This is a genomic window from Ruminococcus flavefaciens ND2009, assembly GCF_000621785.1.
GTDB classification, from domain to species: Bacteria; Bacillota; Clostridia; order Oscillospirales; family Ruminococcaceae; genus Ruminococcus; species Ruminococcus flavefaciens_C.
In genome coordinates this window covers 123,455-148,325 of sequence record NZ_JHXI01000010.1, presented here as the reverse complement: position 1 = coordinate 148,325, position 24,871 = coordinate 123,455, and the positions used below count along the sequence as shown (strand labels likewise).

The 24,871-nt window shown below is 51.4% G+C and carries 18 protein-coding genes; 15 read left to right on the top strand and 3 right to left on the bottom strand.

What is annotated here, in order from left to right:
- The first annotated feature begins 11 nt into the window (after window positions 1–11).
- The 10 genes from T488_RS0102505 to T488_RS0102460 all read left to right on the top strand — a co-directional run bounded on the left by T488_RS0102505 (window position 12) and on the right by T488_RS0102460 (window position 12,710).
- Entirely contained in the window at window positions 12–863 is an 852-nt protein-coding gene (locus T488_RS0102505) for an energy-coupling factor transporter ATPase (protein ID WP_028519424.1), read from the top strand.
- A 38-nt stretch (window positions 864–901) separates the two neighbouring features.
- On the top strand, window positions 902–1,765 hold the full coding sequence (locus T488_RS0102500) for an energy-coupling factor transporter ATPase (RefSeq protein ID WP_028519423.1): 864 nt from the start codon (window positions 902–904) through the stop codon (window positions 1,763–1,765).
- Window positions 1,766–2,569: an energy-coupling factor transporter transmembrane component T family protein gene (locus tag T488_RS0102495; protein ID WP_028519422.1), complete on the top strand. Its 804-nt coding sequence runs from the start codon at window positions 1,766–1,768 to the stop codon at window positions 2,567–2,569.
- Between the two features lie 23 nt (window positions 2,570–2,592).
- Window positions 2,593–5,496 (top strand): YfhO family protein, encoded by a 2,904-nt coding sequence (locus T488_RS0102490; RefSeq protein WP_028519421.1) that lies wholly within the window; start codon window positions 2,593–2,595, stop codon window positions 5,494–5,496.
- Complete coding sequence (gene truA / locus T488_RS0102485; protein WP_028519420.1) at window positions 5,456–6,220, top strand: tRNA pseudouridine(38-40) synthase TruA; 765 nt, start codon at window positions 5,456–5,458, stop codon at window positions 6,218–6,220. The genes T488_RS0102490 and truA overlap by 41 nt, the downstream gene beginning before the upstream one ends.
- A gap of 55 nt (window positions 6,221–6,275) precedes the next feature.
- Window positions 6,276–7,439, top strand: a complete 1,164-nt coding sequence (locus T488_RS0102480) for a DUF5711 family protein (protein ID WP_242838293.1) — start codon at window positions 6,276–6,278, stop codon at window positions 7,437–7,439.
- 64 nt (window positions 7,440–7,503) lie between these two features.
- A complete protein-coding gene (locus T488_RS0102475; RefSeq protein ID WP_028519418.1) occupies window positions 7,504–8,400 on the top strand; it encodes a hypothetical protein in 897 nt (298 codons plus the stop codon).
- 69 nt (window positions 8,401–8,469) lie between these two features.
- Window positions 8,470–10,824 (top strand): ATP-dependent Clp protease ATP-binding subunit, encoded by a 2,355-nt coding sequence (locus tag T488_RS0102470; protein ID WP_196243256.1) that lies wholly within the window; start codon window positions 8,470–8,472, stop codon window positions 10,822–10,824.
- Window positions 10,814–11,518: a cohesin domain-containing protein gene (locus tag T488_RS0102465; protein WP_028519416.1), complete on the top strand. Its 705-nt coding sequence runs from the start codon at window positions 10,814–10,816 to the stop codon at window positions 11,516–11,518. The genes T488_RS0102470 and T488_RS0102465 overlap by 11 nt, the downstream gene beginning before the upstream one ends.
- A 64-nt stretch (window positions 11,519–11,582) precedes the next feature.
- Window positions 11,583–12,710 (top strand): DUF4317 domain-containing protein, encoded by a 1,128-nt coding sequence (locus T488_RS0102460; RefSeq protein WP_028519415.1) that lies wholly within the window; start codon window positions 11,583–11,585, stop codon window positions 12,708–12,710.
- An 81-nt stretch (window positions 12,711–12,791) separates the two neighbouring features.
- On the opposite strand, the gene T488_RS0102455 is transcribed toward T488_RS0102460, so the two are convergent.
- Window positions 12,792–13,205: a bis(5'-nucleosyl)-tetraphosphatase gene (locus T488_RS0102455; protein ID WP_028519414.1), complete on the bottom strand. Its 414-nt coding sequence runs from the start codon at window positions 13,203–13,205 to the stop codon at window positions 12,792–12,794.
- Between the two features lie 190 nt (window positions 13,206–13,395).
- Complete coding sequence (locus T488_RS0102450) at window positions 13,396–13,962, bottom strand: hypothetical protein (RefSeq protein ID WP_028519413.1); 567 nt, start codon at window positions 13,960–13,962, stop codon at window positions 13,396–13,398.
- Between the two features lie 135 nt (window positions 13,963–14,097).
- On the opposite strand from T488_RS0102450, the gene T488_RS0102445 reads away from it, so the two are divergent.
- The 4 genes from T488_RS0102445 (at window position 14,098) to T488_RS20225 (ending at window position 17,973) form a co-directional block, all read left to right on the top strand.
- Complete coding sequence (locus T488_RS0102445; protein WP_028519412.1) at window positions 14,098–15,639, top strand: DUF3794 and LysM peptidoglycan-binding domain-containing protein; 1,542 nt, start codon at window positions 14,098–14,100, stop codon at window positions 15,637–15,639.
- A 13-nt stretch (window positions 15,640–15,652) separates the two neighbouring features.
- Window positions 15,653–17,128, top strand: coding sequence for a stage IV sporulation protein A (gene spoIVA / locus T488_RS0102440; protein ID WP_028519411.1), 1,476 nt, complete (start codon window positions 15,653–15,655; stop codon window positions 17,126–17,128).
- Between the two features lie 265 nt (window positions 17,129–17,393).
- Complete coding sequence (locus tag T488_RS0102435) at window positions 17,394–17,825, top strand: hypothetical protein (RefSeq protein ID WP_028519410.1); 432 nt, start codon at window positions 17,394–17,396, stop codon at window positions 17,823–17,825.
- Window positions 17,826–17,838: 13 nt separating this feature from the next.
- A complete protein-coding gene (locus T488_RS20225; protein ID WP_278245053.1) occupies window positions 17,839–17,973 on the top strand; it encodes a hypothetical protein in 135 nt (44 codons plus the stop codon).
- Window positions 17,974–18,166: 193 nt separating this feature from the next.
- Here T488_RS20225 and T488_RS0102425 read toward each other — a convergent pair whose 3' ends face one another.
- Complete coding sequence (locus T488_RS0102425; RefSeq protein WP_028519409.1) at window positions 18,167–22,039, bottom strand: endo-1,4-beta-xylanase; 3,873 nt, start codon at window positions 22,037–22,039, stop codon at window positions 18,167–18,169.
- 433 nt (window positions 22,040–22,472) lie between these two features.
- Between T488_RS0102425 and yicI the strand changes: the two genes are divergently transcribed.
- On the top strand, window positions 22,473–24,863 hold the full coding sequence (gene yicI / locus T488_RS0102420) for an alpha-xylosidase (RefSeq protein ID WP_242838287.1): 2,391 nt from the start codon (window positions 22,473–22,475) through the stop codon (window positions 24,861–24,863).
- Window positions 24,864–24,871: the final 8 nt, after the last annotated feature.

Below are 24,871 nucleotides of genomic sequence, written 5' to 3'. Positions count from 1 at the left end.
CAGGGATAAATATGGATAATATAATCGAAATAAAGGGTCTGCACTTTTCATATGAGACCGACGACGAGGATAAAAAGCCCGTGGAGGTACTGAAAGGCATAGACCTTGACATAAAGCAGGGTGAGTTCGTAGCGGTGCTGGGGCACAATGGCTGCGGCAAATCCACCCTCGCCAAACATCTGAACGCCATACTGCTCCCCACCGAGGGAACGGTAACGGTGGACGGTATAGACACCAAGGACGGGGAAAGGCTCTTTGACCTGCGCCAGTGCGCGGGAATGGTGTTCCAGAACCCCGATAATCAGATAGTCTCCTCAATAGTCGAGGAGGACGTTGCCTTCGCTCTGGAAAATCTGGGCGTCCCCTATGAGGAGATGCGCAGACGGGTGGACGACAGTCTGAAAGCCGTGGGAATGTACGAGTACAGGCTCCATTCTCCCAGTCAGCTCTCGGGCGGTCAGAAGCAGCGAGTGGCAATAGCAGGCATAATCGCCATGGAGCCCAAGTGCATAATCCTTGACGAACCCACTGCCATGCTGGACCCCCAGGGACGCAAGGAGGTGCTCGCCACCATACACCGCATGAACCGCGAAAAGGGCATAACCATTGTCCTCATCACCCATTATATGGACGAGGCTGCGGACTGCGACAGAGTAGTGGTCATGGACAAGGGCGAGGTAGTTCTTGACGACGTTCCCGAGAAGGTGTTCTCGCAGGTGGACAAGCTGAAAGCCATCGGTCTCGACGTGCCTCAGGTGACAGAGCTGGCATGGGAGCTGAGAAAGGCAGGCTGCGACATATCTCCCGAGATAATCACCGAGGAGGAGTGCGCCGCAGCTATCGAAAGGCTGTTTGCAGAATGAGCTGCACGGCTGTTTAAAGAAAGAAAAGGAGAATAGAATTGGCTATCCTTGAAACACAGGAGCTCACATATACCTACAGTCCCGGGACTCCCTTCGAGAAGACCGCTGTGGACCATGTGAGCCTTAAAATAGATGAGGGCGAAATGGTGGGCGTCATGGGTCATACAGGCTCGGGTAAATCCACGCTCATACAGCATTTCAACGGGCTCCTCAGACCCACGTCGGGAAAGGTCCTTCTCGACGGCAAGGACATCTGGGCGGACAAGGACAAGATAAGAGACGTCCGCTTCAAGGTGGGACTTGTTTTCCAGTACCCCGAGTATCAGATATTCGAGGAGACGGTCTACAAGGACATCGCCTTCGGTCCCAGGAATATGGGACTTGACGAGGCTGAGATAAAGCGCCGCGTCCATGAGACCGCCAATGATATAGGTCTTTCGGAGGAGCTCCTGGAGCGCTCTCCCTTTGAGCTTTCGGGCGGTCAGAAGCGCCGTGTGGCTATCGCAGGCGTTATGGCTATGGAGCCAAGGGTGCTCATTCTGGACGAGCCCACCGCAGGTCTCGACCCTGCGGGAAGGGACAAGATACTTGAGCATATCAAGCGCTATCATCAGCGCACAAAGAACACTATCCTCATAGTCTCCCACAGCATGGAGGACATCGCCTCATTTGCGGACAAGATTCTTGTCATGAGCAAGGCAAAGCTCTTCTGCTATGAAGAGACGGTGAAGGTGTTCGCAAGAGCCGACGAGATCTCTCAGATAGGTCTCGACGTACCACAGATAACCAGAGTTTTCGGAGAGCTGAAACGCAGGGGGCTGGACTTCGGCAAAGAAGTCTACACCGTGGAGTATGCCCGCGACCTGCTTCTCCGCAGGCTGAAGGAAAGGGAGGTACGCTGAATGCTGAGAGACATCACCATCGGACAGTACTTCCCTGGAGACAGCGTTATCCATAAGCTTGACCCAAGGTTCAAGATAGTGATAACCATTCTCTATATAGTAATGCTTTTTTCGGGCGGAAATTATATCTGCCTTGCAGTGGGAGCCGTCTTCACCATAGGTGCAATACTCCTGTCGAAGATACCGCTGAAAATGTTCGTGAAGAGCGTTAAGCCACTGTTTATCTTCCTTCTGATAACAGCCTTCATAAACCTTTTCTTCATGAGCCGCGGAAACGTACTCCTGCACTGGAAATTCATAAAGATAACAGACGAAGGCGTGAATACCAGCGTATTCATGGTGGTGAGGATAGTTCTTCTTATAATGGGAAGCTCCCTGCTGACCTATACTACCTCGCCCATAACGCTGACCGACGCCATAGAGCGGCTGCTCTCGCCGCTCAGAAAGATAAAGTTTCCCGTACATGAGCTGGCGATGATGATGTCCATAGCGCTCAGATTCATCCCCACACTCATCGAGGAGACGGACAAGATAATGTCCGCGCAGAAAGCCCGTGGAGCCGAAATAGATACAGGAAGCTTCACAACGAGAGCAAAGAACCTCATCTCCATACTGGTGCCCCTGTTCATCTCCGCATTCAGACGTGCGGACGAGCTGGCTACGGCTATGGAGTGCCGCTGCTATCACGGCGGAGAGGGAAGAACACGTCTCAGACAGCTGAAATCTGCCCCCCGCGACTATATCGCACTGGGCGTGACTGTCCTGTTCCTTGCGGGAGTTATAGTTCTGGGAAGGCTGTTCTGATACGGACAAAAGAGAGGAAAAAAATGAACAAAGAGGAAAAACGAGCCGCAAGGCACTCACGGCTTGAGCGGTTCAGAAAAGGAAAATTCTACGGGATACTGTACGAGAAGGGAGTCCTGTACTTCCTGCTTTCGTTCCTTATCTCATTTGCGATAATGCTGTACGCCTTCGGCGTTTACGGCGTTCACCCCTTCGGAGACAGGCAGATACTTGTGGTCGACCTGTGGCATCAGTACTACCCCTTTTTCAGGGTGGTGCATGAGAAGCTCATAAACGGAGGCTCATTCCTGTACTCCTGGGAAAACGGTATGGGCACAAATTTCCTGTCGCTCATATCCTATTACGCGGCAAGCCCGCTTAACTGGCTCTCGGTGTTCTTCGGCGAGGGCAATGAACGTGACGCGCTCACGTTCATACTGGCGGCAAAGATAGGCTTCGCAGGAGCCTTTTTCAGCACATTCCTGCGTTATACATATAAGCGCAAGGACTTCAGCATATGTATGTTCTCGGTGATGTACGCCCTTTGCAGCTACACCCTGGGCTATTACTGGAACGTCATGTGGTTCGACACCATAGCGCTTTTCCCTCTGGTAATGACGGGCATAGTGATGATATGCCGCGAGGGAAAGTGGAAGGTGTTCACCTTCGGTCTTGCGCTGTCACTCATAGCAAACTACTATGTGGGATACTTCACCTGTATATTCTCGGTGTTCATGTTCGCCTCGGCAAGCATGATCGAGTGCAGGGGAATAAAGGACTGGTTCAGGAAGCTTTTCATCATGATACGCTCCTCAGTCTTGGGCATAGGTCTGGGAGGCTTCATACTCCTGCCTGCCTACTACGGATTACAGCTCACATACAGCGCCAACAACACCATGCCGCGCGAGATGACCTTCTATGAGGACTGGAAGAAGATATTCGCAAACCTGCTCTCCTACGACGAGCCCACAAAGGTGGACGGACTTCCCAACTTTGCCTGCGGAATGCTGGCGGTAATGCTCTTCGGAGTGTTCCTGCTGTCCTTCGGCATAAAGATAAGGGAGAAGATCTCGTCACTGATAATGCTGGGCATAATCGCGGTGAGCTGCAATATGAATATCCTCAACTTCATCTGGCACGGATTCCACTTCACAAATCAGATACCCTACAGATTTGCATTCATCTTCAGCTTCGTGCTGGCGGCTTCGGCATTCAGGGCGCTGGACATCATGCTCAAAAAGGGCATAAAGATATACCAGCTCATACTGATGCCCATAGCTCCCGTTACGGTGTTCGTCCTCAACCGCATGGTGGAGGGAGACGCCTTCAAGCCCTCACAGGCTTTCAAGAGCTCTATCGTCATTACCATAGCCTTCTGGCTCATATTCATAGCGGCGAAGATATTCCCCTTCAGGACTGTAAAGAGGAGGAACGTGCTGCTCACACTGGCGCTTTCGGCAGCGGTGTTCAGCGAATTCGTCAGCAATGCACAGATGGGCGTAAGAACTGTGGATACCACGGGCTACAGCGACTATCCTGCCAGCGGCAGTGAGGTCAGTGAGCTCCTTGACGATACGGCAAAGAAGGACAAGTCGCTTTTCTACCGCACGGAGATGACCCAGACCTATACCCTCAACGACAGTGCCCTCTACGGCTACCGCGGAGTGTCACAGTTCTCGTCGGCGGCAAATGTCTCGGTAACAACAATGTTCAAGCGTCTGGGGCTATATGCCTCTGAGGCAGGAAACAGATACTACTACAGAACTTCTACCCCCGTTGTGAATTCGCTTCTGGGAATAAAATACATCATCAAAAAGGGCGGCGACCTCAATTCAGAGGCGTGGGTGCTTGAGGAGAAGGACTCCGCAGGATCATCCCACATCTATGAGAACCGCTATCCGCTGTCTCTGGGCTTCATGGTCAAGGACAATGTGCTCCTTATGGAGGACGGCGGCGGCGCCAATCCCTTTGAGTATCAGAACGACCTTATCCGCAGGGTCTCCGGCGTTGAGGACAAGCTCTTTGTGGCTCAGCCTGTTGCACTTGTGGAATACGAAGGACTTGACGTAACAAAGAACGGCTACGGAAACTACACATTCGAGAACGTATCAGAGGAGCCTACGGGAAGCGCCGTATACACCTACGACTGTGTGGAGGGAAGCGCCCTCTACGGCTATGCAAACGGCACCGGCGGCACCTGCGATACTCTCGAGATAAAATGCGGCGATGACCTGGTGGACTCAGGCAAGCTGATCGAGAGCTACCCCATAGTTTTCACCATGGGCAACGGTCAGGAGGGCGATACCTCGACAGTAAGGATAACCTCCAACAAGGACCACAAGACAGGCAACTTCAAGCTGATGATATACGCCCTCAACAAGGAGGTCTTTACAAAGGCTTACGACGAGCTGGCGGACGAGCAGCTCAACATAACCGAGTTTTCCGACAGGAAGATAAGGGGAGAGCTCACCGCAAAGGAGGACGGGATACTCTTCCTGTCCATACCCTATGAAAAGGGCTGGAAGGTGTATATCGACGGCGAGAGGGCTGAGACCTTCAAGCTGCTCCAGGCTGTGACAGGCGTAAAGGTGGCTGAGGGCAGCCATGATGTCCGCATAGAGTATACCCCCGAGGGCTTCCCTCTTGGAGTGACAATAACCTTCATCAGTCTCGGACTGGTAATACTGACGATCCTTGCGGACAGAAGAAGGCTGAGAAAGCGCAGGAGAACAGCTCCCGCGGAGGAGGCTCCACAGGAGGAGCTCCGGGAACAGCCCCCATTCAATTACAGGGCTGAGGTATACGACCAGGTCTGCGAATCCCTCATTGGTGAGGACGTGGGCAGGGTAGAGGATACCGAGGTCATACTGTACGACGGAAGCAAGGAGATGGAAAAGGAGGTCGGTGATGCGCAATCTGAAAGTGACAATAGCCTACAGGGGGACTAAGTATCACGGCTTCCAGCGGCAGAGCAACGCGGTAACGGTGCAGGAGGTGCTTGAAAAGGCACTGTCAAAGGTTCTCAACGAGCCTGTGACCATTACGGGCTGCTCAAGGACGGATACAGGGGTCCACGCCAATATGTTCTGCTTCAATGTGAAGACCACAAGCAAAATACACTGTCTGGGCTTTTGCAGAGGAGTAAACGGCGAGCTTCCCGACGATATATCCATTCTCAGCTGTGAGGACGTCCCCGAGGACTTCCACGCGCGGTTCGACTGCAAGGGTAAGGAGTATATCTACAAGATACACTGCAGCGAATCGAAAAATCCTTTTGCAGCCGACCTTATGCTCCACTACAGGAGGAAATTCGACATCGAGGCGGCAAGAAAGGCGGCACAATACTTTGTGGGGACCCACGATTTCTCCTCATTTTGTGCCGATTGTACAAATGTTTCCACCACCGTAAGGACGATTTATTCCTTCAGAATAGAAAATAGTGGAGATTCTGTGATAATGCTTGTAAAAGGCAACGGTTTTTTGTATAATATGATTAGGATAATGGCAGGTACCCTTCTGGACGTCAGCGAAAAACGCATTTCGCCCGAGGATATCCCCGCTATCCTTGCCGCAAAGGACCGCCTTAAAGCAGGCAGGACAGCCATGGCTCACGGACTGTATCTGAACCGCGTGTTCTACAGCGAGGAAGAGCTTATGAAAGATACATACTGATGAGGCGGCTCTCATCAGCAAGAACAAATGATAAGGAGGTGTCAGTGTGCCGAAAATGTATGACGCCGATGATATAGTCGATCTTAAAAATCGCAAAAGACGGCGGAAAAGACTTATGCGGTTTCTGACTATCCTGCTTATAGCGGGCATTGGAGCGGGTCTTTATTTTACCCGCGACAAGTGGTATAATAAGTTAAGGGGTATAGGAGAACAGTACAGGACCATCGTTAACTCAGGACAGCTGGCTGAGGGAAATTTTCCCATCGAGGTCAGCGGAGGAGCAGATTACCAGTTTGAGCTTTCAGACAAAAAAATGATCGTGCTCAGCGATACCTATACTTATTTCTACGATACTGACGGAGCGCTTCTGAGACGCCGTCAGCATACATACACCAATACGGTGCTTCGTGCAGCAGGCGGAAAAGCCCTGCTCTACGAAAACGGCGGAAATGAGCTCTGTGTGGAGGACGAAGATCAGGTCATCTATACAAAGACATTCGCCAAGAATCTCATTCTCTTCGCAAGAATAAGCGAGGAGGGATATACAGCTGTTGTCACAACTTCTGACAATTACAGCTGCGAGATCGTTGTATATGATAAAAGGGGAAAGGACATATACAACAGGAAATGTATCGAAAGGGTCAGTGACCTGAGCTTCATTGAAAGAAGCAAGGGTTGCGTGCTGAGCTATATCTCAGCAGAAAACGGTCAGCTCGTTACAAATGTTCAGGAAATAGATTTCAGTGAAAAGGGAGAGCACTGGACCTCTCCCGGACTCAACACCCTGGGTCTCGACGTTTTCGGCTACGGAAAGGGCGCCTTCGTGCTCGGTACGGACGCCTGCGGCTATGTGGACGACAACGGTCAGATCAGCTCTTATTATTCCTATGACGGCAGGCTTGCCGCAGGTGCAAGCGAAGGCGGTAATTCCGCCGTTATCGTCAACGACGATGACAGAAGAAAGTATGTACTGGCACTGTTCAAGGGAGGCAATACCGAAGCCCGTATCATCGAGCTTGACGCCCCCTCTATAGATGTTGTGATATATGAGGACCTTGTCTATGTTATGTGTCAGGGCAATATCAAAGCCTATGACTTCAACGGCGGACTGCGCTCCATCGCTGATGTCAGTGACTCGTATACAGGATTTTTAAGGAGCGAAGATCATATTTTCCTGAAGGGACATAATAAAATAGACCGTATAGACTATGAAAGCTGACTTTTGATGCATTTATCAATCAATCGAAGGGAGGCAGCGTCACCTGACAAATGACGCGTATTTTATGGGAGTACAATTCTGGTGGTTTTATGATGTTGTTGCTGTTGCAGCTATACTCATCTGTATGTTCATTACGATCAAAAGAGGCTTCTACAAGGCAGCAATATCAGCGATAGGCTATGTTTTAGCCATGATAATAGCACTTTCCCTGAGCTCTTCAATAAGCAGCTCACTTTATAAGAATTCGATCAGAGAGAGTATTGTTAAAAAGATGGATCAGACCCTTGAGGGAGGCAACTTCAACGAGGAGCTGGCAAAATACCTGGAGTCACTGGGCTACAGTATAAGAGTGGACCGCGAAAAGCTCAAGACTATCTGCGATACGGGAGTTGACGTGGATCACGAGATCTATAAGTATGTCAATAATATCAACGGCAGGACAGTGGACGAGGAGGCTGCTTTCAACAACAAGCTCCATGAGGGCTATGCAAACATCATAAGCAGCTTCGTTTCCAAGCATCTCAATGAGTATTCTGCCGAGTATGCAGCTGAGGAGATCAAAAGCAGACCACGCGATTTCTACGGATTTATGCAGCTCATGAGCGAGACTGAAAGTACACGTCAGCCTGCGGAGTTCATCGTTGACAACTACCTCAGAGAACCATATACTTCTATCGTTAAGCTCATCACCCTTGTGGTCATGCTTGCCGTATTCCTGGTGCTGACCATTGCTATATCCAGCTCGGTGGGCAAAAACGACAAAATGGAACCCAGTATCGTTACCCATGCCCTCAGCGGACTTATCGGTCTGTTCAAGGGCGCTGTGATAGTGTTCCTGATAGCGGTCATTGTCCGCATAAACGTGGTCTTCGGCAGCAACAAGATGCTGTTCTTCAATCACGATGCGATCGACAAGACCTTTATCTTCAAGTATGTTTACAACTTCGTAAAGGATCTGTAAACTGCCTGAAAAAAGCGCCCGCGGTATGCGGAGCAGGCGCATAGAAATTACTACAGGAGGAACTGCCTGATGATAATGTGCAGTAAATGCAAAAAAAGACCTGCGGTGGTGTTCATCACCTCTGTTCAGGGCAACGAAAAGAAAAACGAGGGTCTGTGCCTTTCATGTGCAAGGGCACAGAATATCCCGCAGATAAAGGAATATATGGATAAGCTGGGGATCACCGACGAGGAGCTTGACCAGCTCTCCGACCAGATGATGGGTATGCTCGACGGTGACAGCTTTGAAATGGGCGGCTCGGGAGTCCTTCCCGACTTTATCACCAATATGTTCGGCGGAAACAGCGGCGATGACGCAGAGGGCGGAGATAAGCCCGATGAGAGCGGCTTTGACCCGAGAAGCCTCTTCGGCGGCGGACGTTCCGATGACAAGCAGTCCGACAGCAAGGAAAAGAAAGGCTTTTTCGGACGCAATAAGGAGAAAAAGCCGAGAGAGCCCAAATTCCTCGGAAGCTACTGCACCAACCTTTCACAGAAGGCTGCTGACGGCAAGCTGGACAATATCATCGGCAGAGACAACGAGATAGCAAGAGTTATACAGATACTTTCAAGGCGTACCAAGAACAACCCCTGCCTCATAGGCGAGCCGGGTGTCGGCAAGACCGCTATCGCAGAGGGTATCGCTCTCCGCATTAACGAGGGAAATGTGCCCTTCAACCTTGCGGATAAGAAGGTATACCTCCTTGACCTTACCGCTCTCGTTGCGGGAACTCAGTTCCGCGGACAGTTCGAGAGCCGTGTGAAGGGACTTGTTGACGAGGTAAAGCGTGAGGGAAATATAATCCTCTTTATCGACGAGGTACACAATCTCGTCGGCGCAGGAGATTCTGAGGGCTCAATGAACGCCGCAAATATCCTGAAGCCTGCTCTTTCAAGAGGCGAGGTCCAGGTCATCGGCGCCACCACCTTCGGCGAGTACCGCAAGTTTATCGAAAAGGATTCGGCTCTTGAGCGCCGTTTCCAGCCAGTTACAGTAAACGAGCCCACTATCGAGGACACAGTCAACGTTCTCGTGGGCATAAAGAAGTATTACGAGGATTTCCACAAGGTCCATATCTCCGATTACCTTGTGAGAGTATGCGCTGTTCTCTCAGAGAGATACATCACAGACCGCTTCCTGCCCGATAAGGCGATAGACCTTATGGACGAAAGCTGCGCATATGCCTGCATACGCTCTCCCGAAATAGGCGAGTACGAAAAGCTCAAGAAGGAGATAAAGGTCCTGGAGGACATGGAAAAGTCCATATCCGAGCAGGATGAGATAGACTATCAGGCTCTTGCAGAGGTCAAGGGCAAGCTCATCCATATCCGCGAGACGGAAGCAGAGCTCAGGGAGAAGGCTGAGGGCGTAAATGTTGAGGAGTCAGATGTGACCAAGGTCATTGAGCGCTGGACGGGTATCCCTGCGGCTAAGATCGCTGAGAACGAGTTCCTGAAGATCTCAAGGCTTGAGGGTGCTCTCAAAAAGAGAGTCATCGGTCAGGACGAGGCTGTTGAGGTGCTCACAAAGGCTATCAAGCGCACAAGGGTACAGCTCAGCAAGCGCCGCAGACCTGCTTCATTCGTGTTCGTAGGTCCTACGGGCGTGGGCAAGACAGAGCTGGTAAAGTCGCTGGCTGAGGAGCTCTTTGACTCTCCCGATCCCCTTATCAGACTGGATATGACCGAGTATATGGAGAAGCACTCCGTTGCGAGAATGATCGGTTCGCCTCCCGGATACGTGGGCTATGACGAGGCGGGACAGCTCACCGAAAAGGTGCGCAGAAAGCCCTACTCCGTTATCCTCTTTGACGAGATCGAGAAGGCTCACCCCGACGTTATGAATATCCTTATGCAGATACTGGACGAGGGCAAGGTTGACGACGCCCACGGCAGAACCGTAAACTTCGCTAATACCATCATCTGTATGACCTCAAATGCAGGCTCTACAGACAAGAGCATAGGTGTGGGCTTCAACCGCACAGAGAATGAAATTTCAAGAGACAAGGCTCTCAAGGGTCTGAGGGAGTTCCTCCGTCCCGAGTTCATCAGCCGTATCGACGAGATAGTTGTGTTCAGGGATCTCACAAAGGAGAACTTCGCTGACATCGCCGCTCTCATGATCGACGAGATGAAGGAGCCCCTTGCCGAGAAGGATATTACCGTGGACTACACAAGAGAGGCTCTTGAGCTCATCGCAGAAAAGTCCTTCGGCAAGCCCTACGGCGCAAGAGATATACGCAGAGTTATCCGCGACGAGGTAGAGGATCAGGTAGCTGAGATGATACTTGAGCGGGGCTCTGAGATCAGCAGGATAAGCATTTCCGCTGACGGCGATAAGATCGTAGTTACAGGCAGTAAGGAGGCTTCCGTAAATGAAGCGTAAGATATTAGCCGTGCTCCTTGCAATGACGGCTTCTGCGGCAGTATTCGCAGGGTGCAGCAGCAAGAAGGGCAGCAGCACCTCTGCTCCCGGGAGCACAACTGCGGCTTCGGCATCAGCAGGGGAGACGACCACCGCCGATGACGGTGACGAGATGTCCGAGAGCATGGAGCTCATGCACATAAGGTACAAGGACGTAGAGTCGCTATCCAGCGGTCCTGTCATAAAGCTCAGCGATACTTCGGCAAAGCCCGGTGAAATGGCTGAGGTAACGGTCTCGGTCACAGGAGCCGCCAACCAGTGGACAATGTGCGGTATCCATATCACATATCCCGATGTACTGGAGTGCAAGATAGACAACCCCGAGGATCTTACGGCTTCCTATACTCCCGGTGAGGCTATAAGCAAGAATTCGGGCTTCATAGCCATGGACTGGCAGAAGAACCTGGACCCCGAGCTGGTAAGGGAGAAGAAGTATTCGATCTTCTTCACCACCATGTTTGTGGACAACGCAGGCGGCGACGGAGATATAGCTACCTTCTACTTAAAGGTGCCCGATGACGCACAGCCGGGAACGGTTTACGATCTGGGCTTCTATTACAAGGATTCGGATATGTTCCGTAATGCCAGCAATGATCCTCCCTTTGAGAAGTATGCCTTTGAGCATTTCCAGAACGGAAGTATAACCATAAGATGATCTTTACGGAGCTGCGGCGCTTAAGTGCGGCAGCTCCGTATGTTTCTGAGAAAGGAAGTACATAATGAATAAAAAGGAAACAGCAGAGATAAAGAAGAATTTCTCCGACAAGAGCGGATTTTTCATCATGGAGAGGGTGCTTACCGCCTTCATCGACGCAGACAAGAACCTCCGCTACCACAATGTCAGCTCCTGTCTTACAATGCCCGTTGAGGAGCACGACGTCTATGACGAGACCCTGAAAAAGGTGCTGAACACCAACGTGGGCAAGGCTTTTGTGGAGTATGAGTTCCCCAACGAGGCTTATGACGAGGGACAGCCCCAGAATATCCTCTATACCCTCCTCACCTCCGAGCTCAAGGACGATGCAGCCTGTGAGGACTTCCTCAACCACATCGCCAACAATATCGCCTATACGGGTCCCTTTGCGGTAATAACCTCCTATTGTACCTATACTGTCCGCAAGAAGGACAAGAACGACGAGTTCGCCGACGGTGAGGACGAGATATACCGCTATATCCTCACAGCCATCTGCCCTGTGAACACCAGCAAGGACGGCTTTATCTTTGACAGCGTGGGCAACGAGATAACCAAGAAGATGAACACTGAGCTCATCATCAGCAAGGCTCCCTCGGACGGCTTCTTGTATCCTGTTTTCAGCAACAGGAGCTCCGACATCAATCATGTGATGTACTACACCAAGAACGTGAAGTCTCCCAACGTCTCAGTAGTCGAGAACGTGCTGGGATGCACTTTTGTAATGTCCGCAGAGAGCGAGAAGAGCAGCTTCCAGAGCATTCTCAAGAACGTTGTGGGCGAGGACCTTGACTATATGCTCATCAAGACCGTCAACGAGAAGATACAGGAGGTTGTGGATGACAGCAAGGACGAGACCGACAGGGTGGTCATCGACAACGCCAAGCTCAAGGATATACTCGTTGATGTGGGACTTCCCGAGGAGAGAGTGAGCATGGTTGAGCCTGTGTACGAGAAAGTCTGCGGAACAGCTCCCCTTACTGCGGCTAACCTTGTGGAGAACAAGACCGTTCTGACCTCTCCGGGCATTACCGTGAACATCAAGCCCTCGGCGGCTGACAAGGTGCGCACCAGCGTGGTGGACGGCAGACGCTGCCTCCTCATCGACATCGACGATCCCACCATAGAGATAAACGGACTTCCCGTTACTCTGTGAGGCGATAATAAAAAAGACGCCCACTGGCGTCCTGCATAAGCAAATAAAAAAGGAGACCTTAAAGGTCTCCTTTTTTGCTGCCTAATGTGTTTCCTTGATAGCGCTTTTTGCCTTGGCGACTATGGTCCTGTCATTTTCGTATGACAGGATATTTGAGGCATAGGAGATATCCACCCAGCGTATCTCGGCGATCTCTCCTTCCTGAGGCGAAAAATCCACATTCTTCGCCTTCGCAAGGAAGTAAACTACGACTTTTACTGTGTCCTTTTTCGGTGAATAGGTAACAGTTTCTCTGAATGTCGGATCAATAATAACGTCAATGGAGGTCTCCTCCATTATTTCACGACGAGCAGTCTCCACCTCGGTCTCACCCTTTTCAACATGACCCTTGGGAAAGGACCAGTGACCGCTGTTGATATGCTTTATCAGCAGAATTTCCGTATTGCCGTGGTATTTCCTGTAGACAATGGCGCCGCATGATTTCTCGTGAAGCATAGACTATCCTTTCTTGCCCGGAAAACGGGCAGAATATAAGCATGACACCCTGCTTCTGCGGCTGTGAGGTGCTGCTTATTTATGTTGTTCATAAATATTATAGCATATTATCACAAAAATAGCAAGTGGCGCGGAAATAAACTGCTGTTTTTTTCATTTAAGCCGCGAAACAGCCCGCGGTTATGCAATATCAGTCACCGTATGGGTATTTAGCCTGCATAGCATGAAAAAAGGGCGCGATCCTTTCGGGGTGGGCGAGAAGAGCGTCCGCCTCTTTTTTTGACAGGTTCACTGCCCACATCGGTGTGGAGTCATGGCTGCCGCGTGGGTTACATTCTGCTGCCAGTTCGTATTTCTCTCTGGCAGCCCAGTGGCACCGGAAGATGATATATTGAGGAGTTTTCGCCAGGAGCTGAGGGTTTCCGCCGTAATTTGGCAGGCGGTGATCCATCTCTATCACAGGCTGATCCACATAGCGGCTGAACTTCGGGTCTGCTTTTATGCGTCTGCGGAGCCAGTCCACCACCTTGTCGGGATTGTCCAGCAGGTATTTTGCCTCAGACTCTCTGCTTGTCCATATCTCGGGGCTGCTTGTCTCGTTCAGACCTGTTTTTACGGGGAATTCACACCGCACAAAGTATCTTGTGTCCTCGGGATAGCTGTAATGGGCAATGCAGCAGGAGCCGGCGTCATACAGTATCTCGCCGCCGTTTTTCTGAATATATCCTTTGTAACCCCAGAATTGCTGTCCGCTCATAAAAAATCTCCTTTCGTACATGGGCCTTTACCCGGATTATAGCACAGAACGGCGCATAAGTCAATACGGACAGGAATAACGGAGCTCTCCCGCGAATATAATTACACAAAGCAAACTTCAAGGAGGTCCCCCATTATGGAATTAAAACTCAACAGAGAGACTGTTCCTGCCGCCGAGGTCATATTTGACGGCGTTCAGGAGCAGCCCGTGGAACTGGATTATATTCTCCCCGATTACTGTCCCGACATCTTCCGCCTGATACGCTGCGAGACTATCCCCGTCATCACAGACTGGTCCGTAAGCGGCGACAGGCTCACCTATGAGCTTAGGTGTGACATACATATCCTCTACTGCGGCGAGGAGGGAAGCGAGGTACAGTCTGTGGACCAGCACAGGAGCTTCACCGGGACAGTGGAGCTGGGTCGGAGCCCCGTGTCGCCTCAGGTCAGACTGGCACCCAAGACCGACCATGTGAACTTCCGCGCCGTAAACAGCCGCCGCCTTGACCTGAGGGGAGCGGTCTCCGTAAAGATACGCGTGACAGGTCAGCAGGAGCAGCAGGTGGTCTCCGACGCCGAGGGCATGAATATACAGCTGAAGCGGCGGACTGTTGAATTTGCCGCAGGCAGGCTCAGTGCGGAGAAAAATGTGCGTATCGAGGAGGAGGTGGAGCTCTCTGCGGCACAGCCCGATATTTCTGGGATACTGCGGTGCAGCTGTACCGCCTCGGACTGTGAGGTGAAGCTCATATCGGGGAAGCTCCTTGCAAGGGGCGAGGCTGATGTGGAGCTGCTCTACAAAGGCGGCGGGACCGTTGAGACCATGAGCTTTTCTCTTGGATACAGCCAGATAATCGACGTGGAGGGACTGGACGACAGCTTCGGCTGCACCGTTACCGCTGAGGTGGTGAGCTGCGACGCGGCTTCCGTATCCGACAAGGAGGGCAATAACCGCATGGTCAGGTGCGAAACGGAGCTCCGGCTGTGCTGCCGCGCTGTAAAAACTGCCGCTGTGATGATAGCTGAGGACGCTTTTTCAACAGTCTACCCCTGCGATGTTGAAATATCGGAGATAAGAGCAGAGCAGATACCTGCGGTCTACGACGAGAGCTTCCGCCACAGTGCAAGACTTGCGGAGGGAGAGGCTGTTCCACAGACGGTCTTTGCCATGTGGAGCAGCGCGAAGAACATCAACACCCGTATCGGCAGCGACGGACGGTCTGTGGTCATCAGCGGAATGCTGGCTTACTCCATGGCGGCGAAGGACAGGAACGGCATGATAGTTATGCCCGACCGTGACGAGGCTTTCGAGGAGACCATCGCCCTCCCCGACGATATAAGCGGCTCATCGGTGTCAGCGGAGGTAAAGGTGAGGGAGACCACCTATGACATCTCACCCGAGGGAGTCCTCACCGCAAAGGCGGATATAGGCGTGAAGCTGTCGGTGTACAGCTCCGACTCCATAAGGGCGGTCACGGATATAACCGTGGACGCTTCCGCAAGGAAGGAGCGTGACGGCGACTACGCTATCAAGCTCTATTTCGGCATCGAGAACGAGGATGTCTGGGACATCGCCAAGCGGTACAGCACCAGCGTGGACGCCATTATTGAGGAAAACGACCTTGCAGGAGAGCGGCTGGAAAAGGGCGGTATGCTGCTGATACCCATAGTTTCATAAAAGGAGTATTTGTATGGCTAAAGATATATACAGCAATATCGCCGAGCGAACAGGCGGCGATATATACATCGGCGTGGTGGGACCCGTCCGCACGGGCAAGTCCACCTTTATAAAGCGGTTCATGGAGTCTCTGGTGATACCCAATATAAGCAGCGAATATATGCGGGAGAGAGCCCTTGACGAGCTTCCCCAGTCCGCCGCAGGCAAGACCATAATGACTACCGAGCCCAAGTTCATACCCGAGGAGGCGGTGCGCATAGACCTGGGGGAGGGGGCAGCCTTCAACGTCAGGCTCATCGACTGCGTTGGCTATATCGTTCCAAGCTCCCTGGGCTATATCGAAAATGAGCAGCCCCGTATGGTCATGACTTCCTGGTTCGATGAAGAGATACCCTTCAATATGGCGGCTGAGATAGGCACCCAGAAGGTCATCACCGACCATTCCACCATTGGTCTGGTCATCACCACAGACGGCTCCGTGACGGATATTCCCCGTGAGGAGTACGAGGAGTGCGAGGAGAGAGTTATCCGAGAGCTTCGTGAGCTGGGCAAGCCCTTCGTGGTAATACTCAATACCGTTGACCCACGGTCTGCGGAGTCCCGAGCCCTTGCGGCAAAGCTCACAGACCGCTATGACGCCAAGGTGATACCTGTCAACTGCCTTGAACTCAGCGAGGAGGACATTCGCGGCATAATACGGGAGATACTCTTTTCCTTCCCCGTCAGGGAGATAAATATCCGCACCGCAAGATGGATAAACTCCCTGGGGAAGGGACACTGGCTCAGGACAGAGATCCTGGACTGCATACGCTCAGCCGCCAGGGATATTCGTCTTGTCCGTGAGGCTGAGGAGGCTGCGGCGGCAATAGGGGAGTGTCCCAACGTGGTGAAGGCTGAGGTCAGCAGTATCGACCTGGGAAAGGGCTCCGTCACCATCACCGCAGAGCTGGACAGCAGCCTTTTCTACAAGATACTGGGGGAGACCACGGGTATCGAGATAGAGAGCGAAAGCGACCTCATGCCCCTGCTTGCGGAGCTAAATGACATACGCAGGAAGTATAAGCGTATAGAGCCTGCCCTTGCGGAGGTGGAGGCGACGGGCTACGGCATCGTCATGCCCGAGCTTGAGGAGATGTCACTTGAGGAGCCCAAGATAATCCGACAGGGCGGCAAGTACGGCGTCAAGCTCAAGGCATCGGCGCCGTCGATACACCTGATGAAAGCCAACATCAACACCACCGTCAGTCCCATCGTAGGCACGGAGCGGCAGTCCGAGGAGCTGGTTATGTACCTGCTGGACGGCTTTGACGACGACCCGAAGAAGATATGGGAGAGCAACATCTTCGGCAAGTCCCTCCACGAGCTGGTGAACGAGGGGCTTCACAGCAAGCTGTTCAAGATGCCTGTGGACGCCCGAATGAAGCTTCAGGAGACCCTTGAGCGGGTCATCAACGAAGGCTGCTCGGGACTTATCTGCTTCATATTATGAAAAAAGAGACCTGAAAGGTCTCTTTTTTCAGTGGTTAGTTATTAGTGCTTAGTGCATAGCAGGGGCGCGCAGCGGTCGCCCGCAAATAACTGATAAATTGAAAATATCAATGTGTAGGGAACGCCGCAAGGTACTCCTTTTTTTTGTGGTCAGCGGGGCGTTCCCTGTATGCTTTGGATTATTGACTTCTCTGCCGTGATATGATATACTTTTTATATTCCATAATACACAAAAGCACTGATCTTACGGCGACAGGAGGCGGGACATGAAGAAAAAAGCATTTATCAGATACATTCTTGCCCTGTCTATGGTACTTTCGCTTTTGCCGTTGCTTTGTTCGGCGCAGAGCTTCCTGCGGCTGGACAGCCCTCATCAGAACAGACTTAAATATTACGACACATTGCCATGTGATGCGGAGCATATCGCAGTAATCGCAGCAGCGGAAAGGATACTTCCCACAAGTCATATAAGGCTCACACGCTGTGATCCCTTGCATGATCAGTATCAGCCCCGAAGCTCTGACCGCTGTTTCAAGGGAAATTCATGGTCTTTTTTCACGGCAGGGCTTCTGTACATTATAATCTATTATGTTATCAGGAAGCTTTGTTTCAGCCGAAGGTACATTATAAAATACGTTCACGATCAGGACGGTCATAAGATCACAGCTCCGTTTAATTCTGATGTCAATAAAAATTAACGGAGGTATAAAAATGCTTAGAACAGTGCTTGTTATATTATGTGTTTTGCTGCTTATCGGAATGGTGGCTCTGGATATGTTCATTTCCAAGGATATTAACAGAAGCTCCGGGGACAGCTCGGGAAACGATAAGGACAATAAGGAATAAATACCAAAAGGGTACAACAGCCGTTGTACCCTTTTTTGCGGTCAGTTACAAGATATCTTATAAAACAGGAAAGCCGTGCTTGAGCAGCACGGCTTTCTTGTTCTGATTTGTCCCTTACAATTTATTTTTGGAATTATATCAATCTGTGCGGCGCGTTGTGCAGATGCACCGCACAGATCAACATCGAAAAGAATTATGACATCGACCAGCTGTCGAAGCTTACATCGCCGTTGGCTACAAAGTAGATGTCTGAAGCGCCGTTGGGGATATTTGCGAGAGGAGTCTCAATGTCTGTCATTGAGCCGCCTGCGGGTACTTCAATGTAGGTGATAGCCTCGCCTGTTGCTGAACCTGCGCAAACCTTGATGATCGCGCCGCTCTTGGAAGAAGCCTTTGCGGAAAGTGAACCGCTTACCTTAGAGAAGTCTACCTTGCTAACCTTAGCCCATTCGCCCTTCTTGAGCTCTAATACTGCATTGCCTACGCCTGAAACTGAGATGCCCTTTGACTGGTTAGACATTGTTGTTGCACGAACAGTCTTTGTAGGATCCAGGTTCTCGATCTGGCTTACACCGGTCTGTGAACCGTTACATGTGATCTTGCCGTTGCTTATAGTTGCCTTATCGATACAGGGTGATCTGTAGTTAAGACCCTTGCCGCCGTTAACGCCCATACGTATTTCAAGCTGACGTGAGTGATAAAGTACATAGTAGCTGCCCTTGAATTCGATAATTGAGTGGTGGTTGTTACCGCCGTTGTCAAGTCTCTGTGTACCTGTGTTCTTGAATACAACGCCCTGATACTGGTATCCCTTGAGAGGATCTGTTGATGTCATGTAACCGATGTCGGCATTGCCGAAGGAATTACCGTTTACGCTTGTGCCGCCGGGAACATTCCAGTTGTGGCAGAATGAGTAATACCATGTGTTGCCGATCTTGATCATGCTTGAGTCCTCAAAGAGGTAAGGTGTACCGGGATCGATAGGAGTACCTACGATAGAGATCATGTCATCGCCCAGCTTAGCGATACGTCCCTGCTTTGTATTAGCAGCCTGTCCTTCGGGAACACCGCCGCCGTATGCGATGATACCTGTGTCTGTATCAGGATCATAGTAAACGCCGGGATCGAAGAGCCATGTTACATTACTGTTGGGTGTGCTTCTGGAGATGAGCTCGTGTCCGAGGGGATCCTTTACATTCTTTGTGAATGTGGGGTCATCAGCTGTGATAACGCCGATACCTGAACCATTGTTTGCGAAGTAAAGGAAGAACTTGTCCTGACCGTTGATCTTCTTCCATGCAGCATCGGGAGCCCAGGCGTTATTAGCCCATCTTGCAATAGGTGTGCCGTTTACTCTTGTCTTTGCAACAGGGATCTGACCGTGGTCTGTCCAGTTTACAAGGTCTGCTGTTGATAAGCAGTTGATATAGCCTGAAGAATAATCATTTTCGATCATCTGACCGTTCTTGTATGCGAATTCATCAGCTGTTGTATAAACGTAAAGTCTGCCGTCGTATACCAGCCAGCCGGGGTCAGCGCCGAAACGCTGGGTATAGAGAGGATTATTCTCTCCGTTCTTTTTCAATGATTCTGCAATATTCACTGTTCCGAATTTAGATGCTAAAGCATCGAGGTCAACCTGAGGCTTGTTTACGGGGAATTCTGAGATCTTAGCGAGGATGTACTGCTGGAGGAGAACCAGATCGGCAACCTCAAAGGTCCTGTTCTGGTCAACGTCGGCAGCCTTCTGAGTCATTGAATCGTCGAAGCCGCCCTTGAGGAGTCCTCTTCTTGCAGCTGCCATATCCATTGAGTCGATGCACTCATCGAAGTTTACATCGCCGAGGATGACTGTGCGGATATGAGGCTGTCCTGCGCCGGGAACTACTGTACCTGCGGGAGCGCCTACTGCATCATCGATATAGAAGTTTGTGAATACGTCCTCAGTAGTTGTCTCAACGTAGATCTGAACGTCGGTAGCGCCTGAGGGGATCTTGAAGTTTGTGTTTGCAAGCTGTACCCACTCGCCCTTGGGAGCAGATGCCAGAGCGATCTGATCGTAATGGGGCTCGTTGTCAGCGTCGTTGTACTGGAGAGTGAGCTTGAATTCCTGAGAATCCAGATCACCGTCGAGGTAGCAGGCATTTACTGAGAAGCTGTACTCCTCGCCGGGCTTGAATATTCTTGAATTGAGGGGCATTGCTGCGCCGTTCCATGAAGCCTCTCTGTCCTGGACCAGGAGGGCTTCCTTGCCTTCGTAATTTGTTCTGCCGCTGGTGCTTACAGAAGCTGAGCCTCTGCCTACCCAGTTGTCCTCTGAGCCTTCAAATTTGCTGTGGAACCAGTAACCGTCGGAGTCAGGCTCGGGGTCTGCGATGGTGAAGCCTGAGCTTCCGGGTCCCTTGTAGGGGAGACCTTCGCCCCACTGGCTGTCGGGAACAAGGCTTGTGATAGCGTTGTAAGCCGACTTGGGCTGATTGTTTCCATCATAAAGGAGAGGATAGTTGGGCTGACCTGATTTGTTTGTACCAACCCATGAGTTGTTGTCATTGGGACCCCATACCTGAACGAGAGTTACGTTAGGTCCGTTGGGGTGGCTTGCGTTCCAGTCCATACAATGCTTGAATATAGCCTTGTACTTGTCAGCCTGCTGCTGATCGGTATAGCCGCCGTCTCTTGAGAGGTCAAGCTCTGTGACCTGAACATCGAGACCGAGATTGAGGTACTTGTCCATAGCAGCCAGGTAAGAGTTTGTATCGCCCCATGCGCCGCTTGCAGCGCAGTTGAGGTGAGACTGCATACCCATACCGTCGATGAGTCCCTTAGCCATGAGAGGCTTGAGGATGGTGTTTATGATGCAGTTCTGCTTGTCATTAGCGAACTCGTTATAGTCGTTGTAGAAAAGCTTACAGGTCGGAGGAGCGTACTGTCTTGCATAGGTGAATGCCTTCTCAACGAAGGAGTTGTTTCCGTAAACTCTTACCCATGCAGATGAGCCGTTCTGACCCTCTGTGCCGTTTGTAGGTCTGAGTCCGCCCTGTGAAGCGGTGCCGTCGTTGATTACCTCGTTACAAACGTCGTAAGCATAGAGGTCGAGGTCGGGGTATTGAGTTGCGTATGCGTTGAACATATTCTTGATGTAGCTCTCCATACGCTGATCCATTGTGGAGCTGTTTACATAGCCGCCGTTGTTGCTGAAGTTCTCCTTGAAGAACCACTCATGAGTCTGGCTGTGCCATACAAGGGTATGACCTCTGAAGCCGAGACCGTGCTGAACGCAGAAATCGCAGATAGCTGCACAGCTGTTGAGAGATACCTTTACGTTGGTATTGGTCGAGCCGTTCTGGACCATAGTATCCCAGGGCTTTGTCTCGTTCTCGCACTCGATAGCGTTGCAGTCCTTGAGCAGTATGCCCTGGATACCGCTGTTCTTGATAGTACCGCCGTTGAAGATGTTGCCAACGCGGAAGTAATTAGCGAACTCGTCCTTGAGACCCTTGCCTGCGGGAGCAGCGTGTGCATCAAGAGCGCTCTTGTCTCCTGTGATGAGGAAATCATCAAAGAAGAAGTCATCTGTGGAGTCTGTGGTGATCTTTACCTTGAACTCGTAGCTTCCCTCGGGAGCGGTATAGCTGTTCTTCAGCTCTGTCCACTGACCTGCGGGAACGTTCTTTGAATCCAGTACAACAGTTGTCTCCTTCTCAGTCTCCTCGTCGATGACAAGAAGTGTAAGGTTGAACTTCTGAGCGGTATTGCTGAATACCTTTACGCTGTAGTCGTACTTGTCTCCGCCGAAAAGGTAGAGGCCCTTTGATGAAGCGGCGCCGTCCTCAGCGGAAGCACGTCCCGAGACCTTCATGCCTCTTGACATATCTGCGCCTGCTGCGGGCTGAGCAGTCAGCTCAACGGTGTCGCCTTCGCCGTACCAGCCGTCATAGTTGCGTTCAAAATCGTTGGATACGACAGAAGCAGCGTATGTGCGCTGTACGAATTCGGGGAATGCCACGAAGGCGCCCGAAAGACAGCTTGCAGCGGTAAGACTTGCAACAAGTTTTTTGAATTTCATACATTCTCCTCCTCAATATTTATTTATTTTATTTTTTCGCTCACGCAATGATATGCTGCATATCATTTCATGCTGTTACACTCATTTTACTTCAATAATAATAACATTGCAACTCAAAAAATAAAGATTAGGTGTACAAAACGAAGGAAATGCCGATAAATAGCCTTTTTTCTTAAAATTTTGGTCAAGATATTACTATTTTTAGCATAATAATGTTATTTCAGAAAACGTGTGATATTTTGCACGATATGTTATAACCGTAACCTCGCAGAACAGGTGTGAACAGTGGGATTTTTGCGGTATAAAAGGCTTTATATCGCCTGTGTAAAAAGCAGTGAAAAAGTGCAGAAGCAGATATATCCATAGTGGAAACCGGATTGCAAAAATTACCATTTGTAGAAAGTACACCTGAGGCGCAAACCTTAAAGAAGGCTTGACAGAACGGATTGAAAAGTTCATAAAAACATGGTATGATAGTACTATCATGACATTCAGCGCTTTCGGCGCGGAAGGAGTTGAAAAAATGAAGGTATCCGACGGTTACTGGCTCAGCAGGACGGGCTATGACGTCCGCTGGGCAGCTCAGATATACGAGACCGAAGCGGACGACAGGTCCCTGACGGTGTGGGCGGCTACACAGTTCATATCAAACAGGGGCATGACCTTAGGCGGTCCCATGCTCACAGTGACCTTCACCTCCACACTGGAGAACAGCATCAAGGTCACTATAAGCCATTTCAGCGGCGGCGTGAAGAAGCGTCCTTCTTTCCCTCTCAATGAGGACAGCGGCTTCCGTCCCGTCATAAGGCGTACCGAGGACGGGGGCTGGGAGCTCATTTCGGGAAAGACCTCCGTCAGGACGGGCGCTGACGGCAAGGAGTGGAACATCTCCTACAGGTACGGGGACAGGCTCCTAACCAAAACAGGCTGGCGCACCACTTCTATCATAGAGGAGGAGCCCTTCCGCAGGCAGCTCCGTCAGCAGGAGACCTCGGGGGAGCGCCCCTTCTCGCAGTGGGACAACGGCGGCAGCACCTATATCCGCGAAATGCTTGACATCTCCGTAGGCGAGTATATCTACGGCTTAGGCGAGAAGTTCACCTCTTTCGTAAAGAACGGTCAGACCGTTGAGGTCTGGAATGATGACGGCGGCACCTGCACCGAGCAGAGCTACAAATCGGTGCCTTTCTTCACATCGTCCCGCGGCTATGGCGTCTTTGTCAATACCCCTGCCCGTGTCAGCTTCGAGGTGGGGAGCGAGAACGTGTCAAAGACTGCTTTTTCCGTTCAGGGGGAGACACTGGAATACTTCATCTTCGGCGGCGATACCATTGCCGATGTTATAGAGCGGTACACCGCCCTTACAGGCAGACCTGCACTGCCGCCGCCCTGGTCCTTCGGACTGTGGCTGTCAACCTCCTTCACCACAGAGTATGACGAGGACACCGTGACCTCCTTCATTGACGAGATGAAGCGCAGGGACATACCCCTGGACGTTTTCCACTTCGACTGCTTCTGGATGAAGGAGCTGGAGTGGTGCAGCTTCCGCTGGGACGAGAGAAAATTCCCTGACCCCGGGGCGATGATAGCCCGCCTCAAGGCAAAGGGGCTCAGGATATGCGTGTGGATAAATCCCTATGTGGGGCAGAAATCCCCTGTGTTCGCGGAGTGCGCGGAGAAGGGCTTCTTCCTGAAAAACAGGGACGGCTCCGTGTATCAGAGCGATATGTGGCAGCCGGGTATGGGCATAATAGACTTCACAAACCCTGAGGCGAGAGAGTGGTATGCCGCACAGATACGGGAGCTTTCGGATATGGGAGTGGATGCGGTAAAGACGGATTTCGGCGAGCGTATCCCCACGGACGTGGTCTGGCATGACGGCTCGGACCCGTTCATGATGCACAACTATTACTCCTACCTATACAACAGGACTGCTTTTGAAGCCCTTGAGGGCAGGGGATGCCTTTTCGCAAGGTCAGCCACCGCAGGCTGTCAGCAGTTCCCCGTTCACTGGGGCGGAGATTGCTTCTCGGACTACAATTCCATGTGGGAGACCCTCCGCGGCGGACTTTCTCTTTGTATGTCGGGCTTCGGCTTTTTCTCCCATGACATAGGCGGCTTCGAGGCTACTGGCACTCCCGACCTCTACAAGCGTTGGACAGCCTTTGGGCTCATGTCCTCACATTCGCGCTATCACGGCAACAACTCCTATCGTGTGCCCTGGCACTTCGACGAGGAGAGCTGCGATGTGGCAAGGCATTTCGTAAAGCTGAAAGGCAGGCTCATGCCCTATATCTGGAGCTGCGCCGTAAAGACTCATTTCACGGGAGTTCCCGTCATGAGGGCAATGGCTGTGGACTTCACCCACGACCGCGGCGCCCTCACTGTTGACACTCAGTATATGCTGGGAGACTCCCTGCTTGCGGCTCCCGTTTTCAGCGAGTCGGGGGAGTGCAGCTTCTATCTTCCCGCGGGCGGCACATGGACGGATATACAGACAGGTGAGGAGCTCTCGGGCGGAGGCTGGTATACCCGTAAGTACGATTATTTCGGTATGCCCCTGTATGCAAAGCCCGATTCCGTCATAGTGTACGGAAGCTTCACCGACACCGCCGACTATGACTACGCCGACGGCATGAGGATAGTGTTCTATGGTATGAGCGAGGGCGGCTCCGCGGAGACCATAGTGTATGACAGAAACGGCAGTATCGCCGCAGAGATAAAGGCGGTCCGAAGGGGCGATGAGCTCTTTGTGACAGTGACGGGCGACGACAAGCCCTTTACCTGCGAGAGCTCACAGGGACTTGCAATAGTGTACAGCTGATGAAAACT

Bases quoted from the DNA above. Each gene is read 5' to 3' on its own strand.
- T488_RS0102450 (WP_028519413.1), bottom strand. From the start codon at position 13,962: ATGAGCGGACAGCAATTCTGGGGTTACAAAGGATATATTCAGAAAAAC.
- T488_RS0102445 (WP_028519412.1), top strand. From the start codon at position 14,098: ATGGAATTAAAACTCAACAGAGAGACTGTTCCTGCCGCCGAGGTCATA.
- T488_RS0102470 (WP_196243256.1), top strand. From the start codon at position 8,470: ATGATAATGTGCAGTAAATGCAAAAAAAGACCTGCGGTGGTGTTCATC.
- spoIVA (WP_028519411.1), top strand. From the start codon at position 15,653: ATGGCTAAAGATATATACAGCAATATCGCCGAGCGAACAGGCGGCGAT.
- T488_RS0102475 (WP_028519418.1), top strand. From the start codon at position 7,504: ATGGGAGTACAATTCTGGTGGTTTTATGATGTTGTTGCTGTTGCAGCT.
- T488_RS0102505 (WP_028519424.1), top strand. From the start codon at position 12: ATGGATAATATAATCGAAATAAAGGGTCTGCACTTTTCATATGAGACC.
- T488_RS0102490 (WP_028519421.1), top strand. From the start codon at position 2,593: ATGAACAAAGAGGAAAAACGAGCCGCAAGGCACTCACGGCTTGAGCGG.
- T488_RS0102435 (WP_028519410.1), top strand. From the start codon at position 17,394: ATGAAGAAAAAAGCATTTATCAGATACATTCTTGCCCTGTCTATGGTA.
- T488_RS0102480 (WP_242838293.1), top strand. From the start codon at position 6,276: ATGTATGACGCCGATGATATAGTCGATCTTAAAAATCGCAAAAGACGG.
- truA (WP_028519420.1), top strand. From the start codon at position 5,456: ATGCGCAATCTGAAAGTGACAATAGCCTACAGGGGGACTAAGTATCAC.
- T488_RS20225 (WP_278245053.1), top strand. From the start codon at position 17,839: ATGCTTAGAACAGTGCTTGTTATATTATGTGTTTTGCTGCTTATCGGA.
- T488_RS0102460 (WP_028519415.1), top strand. From the start codon at position 11,583: ATGAATAAAAAGGAAACAGCAGAGATAAAGAAGAATTTCTCCGACAAG.
- T488_RS0102425 (WP_028519409.1), bottom strand. From the start codon at position 22,039: ATGAAATTCAAAAAACTTGTTGCAAGTCTTACCGCTGCAAGCTGTCTT.
- T488_RS0102455 (WP_028519414.1), bottom strand. From the start codon at position 13,205: ATGCTTCACGAGAAATCATGCGGCGCCATTGTCTACAGGAAATACCAC.
- T488_RS0102495 (WP_028519422.1), top strand. From the start codon at position 1,766: ATGCTGAGAGACATCACCATCGGACAGTACTTCCCTGGAGACAGCGTT.
- T488_RS0102465 (WP_028519416.1), top strand. From the start codon at position 10,814: ATGAAGCGTAAGATATTAGCCGTGCTCCTTGCAATGACGGCTTCTGCG.